The sequence below is a fragment of the Thalassotalea agariperforans genome, assembly GCF_053470345.1.
Map to the genome: position 1 here is coordinate 23275 of NZ_JBQMWH010000007.1, position 13248 is coordinate 36522.

10 protein-coding genes and 4 tRNA genes are annotated in these 13248 nt (G+C 35.2%); all 14 read right to left on the minus strand.

Features of this window, described 5'->3' with window-relative positions; all coding sequences use genetic code 11:
• Positions 1-12: 12 nt before the first annotated feature.
• The 14 genes from ACSLUO_RS10745 to tolB all read right to left on the minus strand — a co-directional run bounded on the left by ACSLUO_RS10745 (position 13) and on the right by tolB (position 13217).
• Entirely contained in the window at positions 13-1410 is a 1398-nt protein-coding gene (locus tag ACSLUO_RS10745; RefSeq protein ID WP_448248536.1) for an undecaprenyl-phosphate glucose phosphotransferase, read from the minus strand.
• A 235-nt stretch (positions 1411-1645) separates the two neighbouring features.
• The gene (locus tag ACSLUO_RS10750; RefSeq protein ID WP_448248537.1) at positions 1646-2662 is read right to left on the minus strand and encodes an acyltransferase family protein; all 1017 of its coding nucleotides are present in this window, start codon (positions 2660-2662) and stop codon (positions 1646-1648) included.
• Positions 2662-3939, minus strand: coding sequence for a flippase (locus ACSLUO_RS10755; protein ID WP_448248651.1), 1278 nt, complete (start codon positions 3937-3939; stop codon positions 2662-2664). Before ACSLUO_RS10755 ends, ACSLUO_RS10750 begins: the two co-directional genes overlap by 1 nt.
• Before the next feature lie 32 nt (positions 3940-3971).
• A complete protein-coding gene (locus tag ACSLUO_RS10760) occupies positions 3972-5171 on the minus strand; it encodes a polysaccharide pyruvyl transferase family protein (RefSeq protein WP_448248538.1) in 1200 nt (399 codons plus the stop codon).
• A 33-nt stretch (positions 5172-5204) separates the two neighbouring features.
• Positions 5205-6479, minus strand: a complete 1275-nt coding sequence (locus ACSLUO_RS10765) for a hypothetical protein (protein WP_448248539.1) — start codon at positions 6477-6479, stop codon at positions 5205-5207.
• A gap of 14 nt (positions 6480-6493) precedes the next feature.
• Positions 6494-8371: a WecB/TagA/CpsF family glycosyltransferase gene (locus ACSLUO_RS10770; protein WP_448248540.1), complete on the minus strand. Its 1878-nt coding sequence runs from the start codon at positions 8369-8371 to the stop codon at positions 6494-6496.
• A gap of 245 nt (positions 8372-8616) precedes the next feature.
• Positions 8617-9654 carry a quinolinate synthase NadA gene (gene nadA, locus ACSLUO_RS10775; protein ID WP_448248541.1) on the minus strand — a complete coding sequence of 346 codons (1038 nt, stop codon included), beginning with the start codon at positions 9652-9654 and terminating at the stop codon, positions 8617-8619.
• Between the two features lie 256 nt (positions 9655-9910).
• Positions 9911-9986, minus strand: a tRNA-Lys gene (locus ACSLUO_RS10780).
• 28 nt (positions 9987-10014) lie between these two features.
• Positions 10015-10090: transfer RNA gene (locus tag ACSLUO_RS10785), tRNA-Lys, on the minus strand.
• A gap of 27 nt (positions 10091-10117) precedes the next feature.
• Positions 10118-10193: transfer RNA gene (locus ACSLUO_RS10790), tRNA-Lys, on the minus strand.
• Positions 10194-10248: 55 nt separating this feature from the next.
• Positions 10249-10324 (minus strand) — tRNA-Lys (locus ACSLUO_RS10795).
• A 149-nt stretch (positions 10325-10473) separates the two neighbouring features.
• Positions 10474-11262 (minus strand): tol-pal system protein YbgF, encoded by a 789-nt coding sequence (gene ybgF, locus ACSLUO_RS10800; protein ID WP_448248542.1) that lies wholly within the window; start codon positions 11260-11262, stop codon positions 10474-10476.
• Between the two features lie 13 nt (positions 11263-11275).
• Positions 11276-11830 carry a peptidoglycan-associated lipoprotein Pal gene (pal, locus tag ACSLUO_RS10805; RefSeq protein ID WP_448248543.1) on the minus strand — a complete coding sequence of 185 codons (555 nt, stop codon included), beginning with the start codon at positions 11828-11830 and terminating at the stop codon, positions 11276-11278.
• 43 nt (positions 11831-11873) lie between these two features.
• Positions 11874-13217, minus strand: coding sequence for a Tol-Pal system beta propeller repeat protein TolB (tolB, locus tag ACSLUO_RS10810; protein WP_448248652.1), 1344 nt, complete (start codon positions 13215-13217; stop codon positions 11874-11876).
• Positions 13218-13248 lie beyond the last annotated feature (31 nt).

Consider the following 13248-nt stretch of genomic DNA (forward strand, 5'->3'; position numbering starts at 1 on the left):
TGAATTTTGCAATTAATAGGCATTTTTATTAATAAAACCTTTAAATATAGTTAGAAAGATAATTTCAATATCTAATAAAATTGACCAATTGCGCATATATTCCAAATCGAACTCAATGCGTTTTTCCATTTTTTCTATAGTGTCGGTTTCACCACGCCAACCATTAATTTGTGCCCAGCCGGTAATGCCTGGTTTAATTTTGTGACGAAGCATGTAAAAGTCCACTTTAGTGCGATATTCCTCATTATGAGCAACAGCATGAGGCCGAGGCCCAACAATTGACATAGATCCGTGAAGTACATTAATAAATTGCGGTAATTCATCTAACGATGTCCGTCGTAAAAAAGCACCTAATCGTGTTATTCTGCTATCACCTTTAGTCGCTTGTTTAACAACAGCACCATCGTCTAGTACCTTCATGGAACGAAATTTGTACACTTTGATCTCTTTACCGTCTTCGCCATAACGTGATTGTTTAAAAAAGACAGGGCCTTTAGAATCTAATTTGATGAGGATACTGATCAGCAGGAGTAAAGGGGAGATAATGGTTAAAATCACTATTGATATAACAATATCTTCAACACGTTTCATTAAGTTTGATGGTCCCCTTAATGGTGACTCAAAAACGCTTAAGGTTTGCATCGAACCTAAATAAGCTAAACGTGAATTAATTAAATTAAAGATGAGGAAATCAGGAACAAAATGAACATCGACTGTCGTATTCCCTAATTGTTTTAGAATCACTGACAACCGTTCTTTATCACCAATTGGTAAAGCAATATAAATAATATCGAATTCAGCGTTTTTAGCGCGTTCCACTCCTTCTTTTACATTACCTAACAATAAATGATGAAATTTTTCACTGATTCGATCAGGTTTTCTATCATCAAAAAAACCAATTAATCGTATACCCGTTTCAGGCTTGTCAAAAATTTGTTCCGCGACTCTAAGACCATCGGCAGATAAACCTAAAACAGCAACAGTTCGGGTATTAAAACCACGTCTACGAAAATAAAATAAAGTCCAACGAAACATTAAACGCCAGCCAATCAATGCCAGCCCACACAATAAAAACCAAGTACCAATAGTAATACGTGAAAATTCAATACCTATTTTAGAAAAGAAAATAAACAAGACAACGCCAAATGAAGCACTCACCCAGCAAATAACGGTACACAGTAATAAACGATAAACACTACTGGTACGCCATGAACGGTACAAACGAACTACTTCAGACATCAAGAAATAACAAGTACTAGCAACTAAGCTAACAATGAAATAGCGTTCCGAGATTAAAATATCATGTAGAAAACATGAAAAAAGCAGTATTAACTGTATAACAATAAAATCAACAATACGATAAATGACAGAAAATTGATTTATGTTATTTTTTAAGAATCCATCTCTCATAATACACCTCCCAAAAATACTAAATACCTTTAGTTATTGGAAATATATACAGCAATATATTTTCAAATCCTTGTGAATAACTTACGCTGATTTTCATCAAAAATTAAACGAAAATAACTTAACTGTTATGATGAAAAAAAATCATCCATCTTCTGATAGAACTTCCCTTTTGGATCTCCTGTACACCAAATATTTACCCGTAAAATAAAAGAAAACCTCGATCAAATTAATCTTGTTATAAAAAGCGTTTACTCCATCGTCCAAGCGGCTTTTCAATATAGGCATAAGTAAAAACAGCAACTGCTAAAGAAAGACTAAAAGACAAAATTATAAATAGCGGCACGAATAACTCACTATCATTAGGTAAAAGCTTACTTAATAACACGCGTACAAAAGTGATGACAAAAACATGAGATAAATACAAACTATATGAACTATCTCCTAATAACTTCAACCATTGATTAATATAAATCGGCCAAATTAAATTCAATGAAACAAGCCCATAGATAAGTAAAGCCGCTGGTATGCCAAAATGGAAAAGCCTTGATAAATCAGTTTGAGGTAATGCTAAAAACATAACCACACTAATTATGACAATCGTAAAAGAGATAACCGCACGTTGGGAATAAATCCCTTTATTGATTAATACTCCTATCATCCCCCCAAAAATAAATTCATAAACAATAAGATCACCATAAAACCAAGTAAAAGCTAAAGCCTCGGTATAGAAATAACGCACCAAAATAAACACACACGTCATTAACACAGTTAACGTGATGACCTTGCTCTGTTTTGAACACAATAAAGATAACGAAAATAACAAATAAAAATACATTTCATAATTTAATGTCCAACCAGGTATAACAACTGGCCACACTTGTTGATTAAATATCGGATGAATCGCAGGAATAAAAGTCAGTGACAGAAAAAAATGTGCTAGGTTAAATTCTGTCGATTTTAATAATTCAGGCAATATCAAGGCTACTGTTGAGGCTAATAAAGTAAGTAACCAATATAAAGGGGCAATTCTTAAAAAACGTTCTTTTAAAAAAGTGACAGCCGTTACATTTTTTTGCTCCGTGATATACACCATGATAAAACCACTCAGTACAAAAAAGAGATCAACTCCTAACTCACCAAACTCAGGTAAAATGATACTGTCCATTGATAAACTATTTCCTTGTATAGAAATATGGAAATAAACCACCATCAAAGCGGCAAAGCCTCTTAAATATTGCAAATAAATCAACATTAGACTTGCCTCTCTGCTTTTTTATTATATGGGGAAAAAGGAGGGTGAGTTAACATCATATTGATGATTTTACCAATTGATTTTGCTCTCATATAATTAAGTAAATAATAAGCAAAAAATTGCGCTATTAATGAAGCTAAGGCAGCTCCAATCGCGCCATAGGCAGGAATTAACCATAAATTAAGTCCAATATTTACCGCCAGTCCAATAAGGTTTCGGTGAAACACTTGAGTATTTTGATTATCCGCAACAAACATTTTTGCGGTGATAGCCCCAATATAAGTTAACGGTACACACCAAATGGTAATTGCCAAAACATCAGCACTTGCCAGATAAACCTCACCTAACAATAAAGTGATCATAAAATCTGAAAATATCGACACCAATAATGCTAAAAGTATTGATAACCAGATTAATTTACTACCAAAATTAACTAAAGCGATACGATAGTGTTTACGCGATTTTTTCTTATGATCTAAAAAAACAGGAAAATACACCGCAATTAGCGAAAATCCAATAAAAAACCATGCTTCACTCAGCTTTGTTGCAGAAACATAAATAGCAACTGCATCATTACCAGAAATTTTTCCTAACATGATTTGGTCAACTTTCATATATAGAAAAGCAATCCCGCCCGCTAACATCAAAGGGTACCCTTCTCGAAGGAATAATTTTATACGTTGATAATCTAAAGAAAATTTGAGCTCAATACGCTCTCGATATAACAGACACAGCACTAAAATAAATAAAGCAAATGCATCAACAAGGTATGCAATATAAAACCATAAAGCATCTGCTTGATAATATAGCCCTAGCGCGCGAAAAACTGTTCCTAAAAGAATAGCGCTAATAGCAACCTTAGAATATATGTAACTTCGTTGTTGAGCCTGAAGATAATTTTCAACGGCTTTTATGGGTAAAAACAGGTGATAAAGCGACAAAATAAACAGAAAAAAATGTTCATTAGGTGCTAACAGTAATAAGCCAACAAGGTTAATGCCGAATACTGACACTAAAGATGTGAACACACGAATAAGTAAAACATCCGCTAAATAAACCTCAGCCAAATGTTTATGATCATGTATGCGTTTTACTAATATTGATTCTAAGCCAAAAGTATTAAAAAAGATAAAAATACTATTAATGGCAAAACAATAAGACAACAACCCAAACTGTTCAGTACCTAAATACCGCGCTAAAGTAATAAAAATCAAAAGCTGCAACGCCATTTGAATGATTTTTTCACCAACAACATATAGAGAATTTTTATTAATAATGAATCCTCCTCAGGAATATTTAACCGCAGTAATTAGTGAGAAAAAATCTTAGCCTTGCTTTCTGGTTCAGCTTCAATTAATGGATTTTCATTTTGTAAAGCTTGCATAAATTGTTGCTTAGCCTTGCGTAAAAACTCATCATTAGCCACCGGGGTTTGTATTGCTAGCTGAGCTCTTTCAATAATCGTATTTATATTCGATTGCTGACAATCAATAAAGAAATCAGCTCGCTTTGACAACAAATAAAACGAGGAAACTTTAGAGTCCCATGGAAACCCGATGGAAGGTACGCCCTTACTAAAAGCAATAATATTGGCGTGTAAACGATGACTTAACACCAGAGTTTGACTTTCAATAAAGTCGCATAAAGCCGTTGGAGATTCAAAGCGTTCTTGAAAACAATCTTGATACTTGGCTCCTATGGTTTGATAAATTTCTTTTAAAAATAACTCATCGCTAAAAGCTCCATTAGTAAAAAAGGAGCAGTGATAGTTCAACGCTTTAAAAGTCAAAAATAAATTAATATAAAAGTCTTTGTCGTAACGTTGATATAAATCATCTCCATAAGCTTTTAAAACAGAAGGACTCATGATCCCAATCGCAACTTTTTGGCCTGAATTTTTATCAGAAAAAGGCGGGTTATCGGTGATCAGCGCAGGATCTAACACCACATCAGCAAGAACGTTAAATAAACATTCAAGGTTATTTTTAGAAACCTCATCTCGGACAAAAAAATGTGAAATCTGGATATGCTTGATCAGATAGTTAAATGCATAAATACCAAATTTTGACATATGCTCTGATACACCTATGCCATAAGTAGTAAAATAAATATTAGGATTTTGTTTTTGAAGATAACGACAAATGGCAATCAATCGTGCGGGAAAATAGCCTCCGGTATCTGAAAAAAGGTGACCGCCACCTATCATCACATGGGTAATACTTTCTGGTTCCTTAATCTTTTTGACAATTTTTTTACCGGCCAAATAATTAGGTAAAAATAATAAATATTTAGCTAATTCATTAAACGACATTAGCCAAGCTAAAAAACGCGATTTATAGCTTCCCTTATTCACATCAATATTACGCTTATATTGCGATTTCCCGCTAAGATCAAGATGAATATAATCAAACGCCAAGCGAGTTAATTCCGCTTCCATACGTTCAGAAATTAAGCCATCTCCGAGATTATCGCTATATTTAACATTAATTAGGCATATTTTATTTTTCATCGTTTTTTCCGCGCTGCAGTTATAAAGAATAAATTAAGAAAGCAAATAACCATTTTTCAATGTCCTGTCACCAGCATATTGTTCAATGTTATTGATATGGTGGTGCGCTGCTAATTCTCGCTTATAAATAAAGCCGACAATAATCCATAATAAAGCCGCCGTTTTAATTGAATAAATAGCATTACCACCAATCATTAAATTTAAAAAAATATAACTATTAAATGCAATCGCACATTGCTTAGCTTGTAGTGTCTGCTGTGGTAATAAATTAACAATATAAAATAATAAAGCGATAGCCCCAAAAATCGTTGAACTAACCACTAAATAGCCAAAACCGCTATCCCATAAGTCATTTAACTTATGGAGTCCAAAACCAAAATAATCGACTAGTGACAAGTCAAAAAACAATGACATACCATATTGTAAGCGCCCTACTAAATTATCACCGTAGTTTGTTGCATCGCCAAATATCACAATGGCAAAGCCAAAAACTAGAGCAATAAAAGGAATTAATACATTAGAAAACCGTGGAAAATAAACAAAACCAACAGCACCAAATAAAAAAAACAAGGCCAAAAAACTGCCAGTTCGAGTTTCATTTGATAGACAAATAGTTAAGATAAGGACAATAAAAAAGAGTCTTTTACCCTTATTTAAAGCCGACCAAAACAATAACAAATACAAGGATAAAACTGTTGAAAAATTAGCTAATGAAACTTGCTCTAAAAAAATAGATGATGTTCTAGGGCCAGAAAAAATACCAAAACTAAACCTTTCTTCGAAACCTAAGGCATTATTAAAAAGCCCACTTTCATTAAACTCTTGAATTTCAATACCACGAGTATTTTGAAAATAGCTCGCTGGATTAAAGATAGCTGCATACCAGCTTATATCAATAACTTCTATTGCTAAAATAAAAGCAACAATAAGCGAGACAAATAACATTAATAGGTGAATATTTTGTTCTGTTAACCGAACTCCAACCATGGTAAAGACAGTAATAATCAAAATATTACGAATAGCATCAATGAATAGAACATGGCTAGCTAAATAGGTTAATCCTGCTGAAAATAAGGCAACAATAAATAGCAGTAAAGGCCATTTATCTATCGCTCTTAATTGATTTATAAGTAAAATTAAAACGATGTTAGCAACTAATAACACTTCCGTTAAAATCACAATACCGCGAGAAATAGGGCTGATTAAGCTATTCGTTAGCGCTAAAATTGAATTGTACAAAACACATAAAATAGTAAATAAAACAAGTATATTTCTCGTTTTATCATCAAGCTGTATTAGATAAGTCATAATTTATACACACTTTAATTTTTTAAAGCATTAAACAAAAAAATAGCATTACCAATTAAATAACGTTTCCACATTCTCCTTGGCTCTAAACATAAACGGTAAACCCATTCCAATTTAAATTTACGCATCAATTTAGGAGCCCTACTAACATTGCCCACTGTAAAATCGAATAACGCACCAACACCTATAGCTAGTTTCACTTCAGTATTAGCAAGATGCTTTGCAATCCATTGCTCTTGTAGCGGGTTTCCCATAGCAACAATTACCGTATCAGCCTTAGTTTTTTTTATTGCATTAACAATATCTTGATGTTCAGCTTCCGTTGCAACATAACCATGATGAAAACCAACAAAGTGATGTTGCGGGTAAGCGTTTTGCCAAATAGCGAGACATTTTTCAACCGTTTCAGCTTTCGCACCTAATAAATAAATACGAAGGGATTGCCCTATGTTAGCCAACAATTTTGGCGTAAAATCAGTACCATTTAAGTTTTCAACGAAGCCTTTTTGGTACTTTAATTTACTAGCCATTTCTAATCCTATGCCGTCATTTAGTACGGTAAACTGATTTAAGGTATTTTTATAATCTGCATCCTGATTAGCTAAGTTCACTGTATGAGCATTAGCAAAAGCGATAAAGTGTTGTTTTCCTTTAGTAAATTGTTCGCTGATAAAATTAACTACTTGCTCACTATTACGGGTATCAACAGCAACTCCCTGAATATCACGGCTATAAGTCCCAACCACTTGATGGTATTCTGCTGTAAAATAGCCTGCGACATGACGCCAAGAATATTGTTTTGCGTAACGCTTGGCACACAAAGCTGCTTTTTCAAAATCAAGTTGTTGAATATATTGATGTACCAATATAGATGAAGATTCAGATTCAAAATCGATAGTCAAACCTAGATGACTTGTTTGTACTATTTTTTCAAAACTCGGAATTTTTGATGTTATTGGTACCAGTCCCCCCGACATTCCCTCAATAATCGTCATGCCAAAACCTTCAAATTCTGATGCGCTGATAATATAACGAGAATGCTTAATTGTTTGATTTAACTTGGCTTCACTAGGCTCAATTATAAGTGAAATATACTGCTGTAAATTACGTTGCTCAATCATAGCTTCAAGCTTACTTTGATTATTATCCCAATCCTTACCTGCAATAATTAATCGATAGTTACTATCAAATTTAATCAGTTGACTGAAAAAATGGACAAGTAAGTCAATACGCTTATTATCCGAAAATCTACCTATAAAAATAAACGTTTGCGGTTTAGTGTGGTTCAGGTTTTGGCTTTGAATGCTAGTGTTCTTTTCTGAACAGGATGATGCAACAGACGTGGTTTCCATTGAAAACTTTTCAGTATCAACACCATTTTCAATTAGCTTTAATTTACTCTTGGCTGTGATCGACGAAAAAATAGCATGATCATTAACGCTACATGCAAAAACTTTATCAACATTACGCAAACTGAATTTAGTTATAAAGCGAAAATACACTTTTTTTAATGATGCGGCATAAGGCGTATGAAAAATGCCACCATGAGTCGATAGTACGAGTTTTTTTCTGTGCAATATCTTGCTATTCGCTAAGTAATCAAGAAAAAAATCAACACCATGGATATGAATAATATCTGCGCTTTTAATATGGTTCAGTACAGATAAAGCAATAGCATATTTATAGCTGCCAAAATAAGCCAAACGACAAACTTTTATACCTGCAATACTGTCTATATCAGCTAAAGCTTGCTCGGTATGAAAAATTTTATTTAAGGTAATTATTGATACTGTTAAGCCCGAAGCTTTTTGCTCTTTTGCTAACTGTAAAACAAAGTTTTCTAACCCACCAATAGCAGGTGAAAATTGCCTGACAATATGAATAACATTCATCAAATATCCTTATCAAAAACAGTTTTGCTTTAAAACATAAACTACGCTGTTTTCATAAAAAGATTAAATGAAATAAATTGGTATATAGAATGAATAAACTTCACCTATCAAATTTGTAAAAAATCGTCGAGTGAAATTTAAAAAGCAATGATGGAATAGATCGTAAAAATATTCTGGTAGTTTTGCTGCTGCTCAAACTACCAGTAAATTTTAGAGAAAACGAGAATATATAATGTTGTGAGCGATTACTTATTATTTAAGTTGAAATTTAGCATACGGTTAAGCGACTTAAGTGCGCCGTCACGTAGTGTCATATCAACAAACACTTCTTTACCTGTTGGGTCAATTAACGCGTCTTCAATCTCTTTTAAGCCGTTCATGGCCATCCAAGGACAATGAGCACAACTTCTACAGGTTGCACCTTCTCCAGCAGTTGGCGCTTCGAAAAATTCTTTATCAGGGCACAACTGCTGCATTTTATAAAAAATACCACGGTCGGTTGCCACAATAAATTTTTGATTGGGTAATTCTTGTGCCGCTTTAATCAATTGGCTGGTTGAGCCTACTGAGTCGGCTAGTTCGATAATCTCAGCAGGAGACTCCGGGTGAACCAATATCGCAGCATCTGGATGCAAAGCTTTCATATCTGTTAGTGCTTTGGTTTTGAACTCGTCATGAACGATACAAGCGCCCTGCCACATGATCATGTCGGCACCCGTTTGCTTTTGTATGTAATTACCTAAGTGACGATCAGGTCCCCAAAGGGTTTTTTCACCTTTTTCATCTAAATGTTCAACAATTTCTAACGCACATGACGACGTTACAATCCAATCAGCTCGCGCTTTCACGGCTGTTGATGTATTGGCATAAACCACAACGGTACGATCAGGGTGCTGATCACAAAATTCATTAAACTCTTTGATCGGACAACCTAGGTCTAATGAACAAGTGGCTTCTAACGTTGGCATAATTACCGTTTTTTCCGGCGTTAGTACCTTGGCTGTTTCGCCCATAAATTTAACACCCGCTACAATTAAGGTATCGGCTGGGTGAGTATTACCAAAGCGTGCCATCTCAAGTGAGTCAGCAACGCAACCGCCCGTTTCTTCAGCTAACGCTTGAATTTCTGGATCAGTGTAATAATGAGCCACTAAGACAGCGTTTTTCTCAATTAATAACTGTTTGATTCTAGCTTTGTATTCAGCCTTTTGATCTATCGATAAAGGCTTAGGCTTAGCTGGAAATTCGAAATCAAATTCAACGGCTAAATTGGCTTGGCTCATTAGGTTCTCTGTACATCAAGATATAAAAAAGGCGGCAATTATAAGGGAATTATCGGTAAATGTGTAGTTTAAGCGAATCAGGCTAGAAAAATAGTAATATTTTAATAAAAGTGTAAAGACCCGAGCAGATAATTAAATGTTATAAGCCCAATATAATGAACCTAAATTAGGTTTAAGGGTTTAAGCTATTAATAAAAAATTAAGTTGGATGAATAGAATAAGTAAAGTTGAAGATAATAGAACCACTTCAAAAAAGTGGTCGGTCGTGAAGGATTTGAACCTTCGACAAATTGGTTAAAAGCCAACTGCTCTACCAACTGAGCTAACGACCGATAGTAGATATATTGTATAAATTAGAAGTGGTCGGTCGTGAAGGATTTGAACCTTCGACAAATTGGTTAAAAGCCAACTGCTCTACCAACTGAGCTAACGACCGATAGTAGATATATTGTAAAATTAGAAGTGGTCGGTCGTGAAGGATTTGAACCTTCGACAAATTGGTTAAAAGCCAACTGCTCTACCAACTGAGCTAACGACCGATTTTAATTCTAATTTTTTAACAAGTTATTTGTATAAACCACCTAGGTAGAAAAGTGGTCGGTCGTGAAGGATTTGAACCTTCGACAAATTGGTTAAAAGCCAACTGCTCTACCAACTGAGCTAACGACCGATAACTTGTTTACATCATGCTGCTGCCTGATGCGCCGCATATAATACTGATATAAAATTTTAGTGCAACAACTAATTCGAAGTTTTTTTAACAATTCGAACTGTTTGCACAAAAAGACAGCGTTTAGTTTAAGTTACAAACGAATTTGCTTACTTTATTAATTCTAATCTTGAACCGGCTAATTGTGCCGCCGATGTAGAAGGGTATTCTTTAATCAGTTGGTTGTATAAAACACGAGCCCGCGCTTTGTCACCTTGTTTATCTGAAACCATCGCAAGTTTCAGCATCGCATCACTACGCTTAGTTGAATCTTTATGCTGATTAACCACTATCGAAAATTCATTCGCTGCTTGGCTTAATTCATTTTTAGTGAATAATAATTGTCCTAACCAATAATGTGCATTCGCGGCATAAGTTGAATTAGGGTATTTTTTATTAAACGCTTTAAACTTTTCAATGGCTTGATCATATTGTTTTTCTTTTAACACAAGGTTAACAGCATGATCATAGGCTTCATTTTCAGTTAAATCTGAGCTGTAATCTATATTAGGCGCATTATTAACATTATTTGAAGCTAAGGTAGCAGGAACTTGAGGAGATTGAATAGCTTGGCTTACACGTCGGTCTAATTCCTGATACAGCTCTCGCTGACGTTCAAGAATTTGGCTGAGTTTATGGCTATGCAATTCAGTAACACCACGTATTTCGTCCACTTCATTTTGCAGATCAGTTAATTGGCGTTGCATATTGATTTGTGCCCTATTACGAGCATCTAGCTTACGCTCAACGTTAGCAAGTTGTTCTGACAAACTCACGTTAGCGCTGCTTGAATTAACCGGTTGGCTACTTACATCAATCACAGGTGCTGGTTGTGCAGCTAGTACCAAACTGGTACTAGCTGCAAATGTGGCACCTAATAAAACAGTTAAATGTTTCATTTATTGCCCAATATTAATAAACCAATACAGCACGACGGTTAGTAGCAAATGCTTCTTCAGTACGTTCTTTAGCTAATGGTTTTTCTTCGCCATAGCTTACTGTAGTAATTTGAGATGAAGAAACACCCATGTTTTCTAAGTATGATACAACGGCTTTAGCACGACGCTCGCCTAACGCAATGTTGTACTCAGGTGTACCGCGTTCATCAGCATGGCCTTCAACTAATACGTTACGGCTTGGGTTAGCTGATAAAAATGTTGCATGAGCATCTAAGATAGCTGAGAAGTCAGCACTTAGCGTAGACTTATCAAATTCAAAATAGATGATGTTAGCTGATAATAATTTTTCAACTTGCTGACGTTTTTGTTCAGCCATTTCAGCTTCTTTTTTCATTGCTGCAATTTTTACTTGCTCAGCTTGTTTAGCCGCTTCTTGTTGAGCAACTACTGCCGCTTTTTCAGCAGCAATACGTGCATCTTCTTCTGATGTATCAGTTGAGCTACATGCAGAAATAGCAAGTAAAGGTAAAGAAATAGCTAAAGCTTTAACAATTTTATTCAGGCGCATTATATTTTCCTTGTTATCTTCTATGTTTTGTAAAACGTTGTATTTATAAAAATGGTGACCACGATGGCGACTTAACTTGCCCATTTAACGCGGGTAAGCGAGCCTTAAAACGACCATCAACAGAAACCAAACTTAGCACTTGGCGATTTTCATGCAAAGTACTGTAAATTATTATCCCGCCGTTAGGTGAAATACTCGGTGATTCATCTAAGCGAGTACTAGTTAACACTTGAAACTGTCCACTTGCAAGTTCTTGTTTTGCTAAATGATACTTGCCATGTGTGCGATTTACCATCACTAATTGTTTACCATCAGGTGTTAATGAGCCACCTAAGTTCATTTCACCGTCAAATGTTAACCGTTTAAGCTTACCGCTAACTAAATTTACGCGATATAGCTGAGGTTTTCCACCTCGTTCTGAACTAAATACTAATGATTGGCTATCTGGTGACCAACTTGGCTCGGTATCTATTGCTCGGTGACGAGTAATTCGACGTAATTGCTTGGTGACTAAGTTCTTTACATAAATTTCTGGGTTCCCATCTTTTGAAAGAACCAAAGCTAATTTATTGCCATCTGGTGACCAAGTTGGCGCCCCATTAATTCCTTTATGCGAACTGATCATTTGGCGTTGGCCAGTATAAATATTTAACGTAAATATTTGTGCCTGATGATTTTCAAAAGTTACATAAGCCAATTGCTGCCCGTCAGGCGACCAACTTGGCGACATTAATGGCTCTTTTGAACTTAATAATACATGTTCGTTATAACCGTCATAATCTGCGATAACTAACTGGTAAGGGTAATCCCCTTCGTCCCGCACAATAACATACGCTATTTTAGTTAAAAAAGCGCCACGCGTACCAGTTAACTTTTCATAAACTTTATCACTAATACGATGGGCATAACGACGGAATTGATCAGCGCCAATTGTCATCGTGGCATAATCTAAAATATGATCCGATGTTTTAACTAATTTACCGTTACTCAACATTTGTGAGTTACCACCGGTTAATTGACCACGAATAACATCAATTAATTGAAAGTCCACCTGATAAGTACCAACAGCCGTTTCTGATACTTTGCCAACAACAACCGCTTCAACCCCGGTAGCAGCCCATGCCGTATAATCAATATCTTTATCGCTAGTTGGTTGCGATGGGAATTTTTCGCTCGCAATTGGACTAAATTTACCACTGCGCAATAAATCATCACTAATAATTTGTGCAATATTTTCCGGCATAGGACCTGCGCCTTGCCATTGAAAAGGCACCACGGCAATAGGACGTGCGGAGTCAAGCCCGCCGGTGATCACTATTTTCTGTAAGGTGGCATAACTTGACAGTGACAAAAAGGTTAAACAAGTCAATACAATGCTTTTAAATATATTCATAAAATCCAAAATTCTCGTTAATAAA

Excerpts from the sequence above, each read along its gene's own strand:
- nadA (WP_448248541.1), bottom strand. The coding sequence starts at position 9,654 with ATGAGCCAAGCCAATTTAGCCGTTGAATTTGATTTCGAATTTCCAGCT.
- ybgF (WP_448248542.1), bottom strand. The coding sequence starts at position 11,262 with ATGAAACATTTAACTGTTTTATTAGGTGCCACATTTGCAGCTAGTACC.
- ACSLUO_RS10765 (WP_448248539.1), bottom strand. The coding sequence starts at position 6,479 with ATGACTTATCTAATACAGCTTGATGATAAAACGAGAAATATACTTGTT.
- ACSLUO_RS10750 (WP_448248537.1), bottom strand. The coding sequence starts at position 2,662 with ATGTTGATTTATTTGCAATATTTAAGAGGCTTTGCCGCTTTGATGGTG.
- ACSLUO_RS10760 (WP_448248538.1), bottom strand. The coding sequence starts at position 5,171 with ATGAAAAATAAAATATGCCTAATTAATGTTAAATATAGCGATAATCTC.
- pal (WP_448248543.1), bottom strand. The coding sequence starts at position 11,830 with ATGCGCCTGAATAAAATTGTTAAAGCTTTAGCTATTTCTTTACCTTTA.
- ACSLUO_RS10770 (WP_448248540.1), bottom strand. The coding sequence starts at position 8,371 with ATGAATGTTATTCATATTGTCAGGCAATTTTCACCTGCTATTGGTGGG.
- ACSLUO_RS10745 (WP_448248536.1), bottom strand. The coding sequence starts at position 1,410 with ATGAGAGATGGATTCTTAAAAAATAACATAAATCAATTTTCTGTCATT.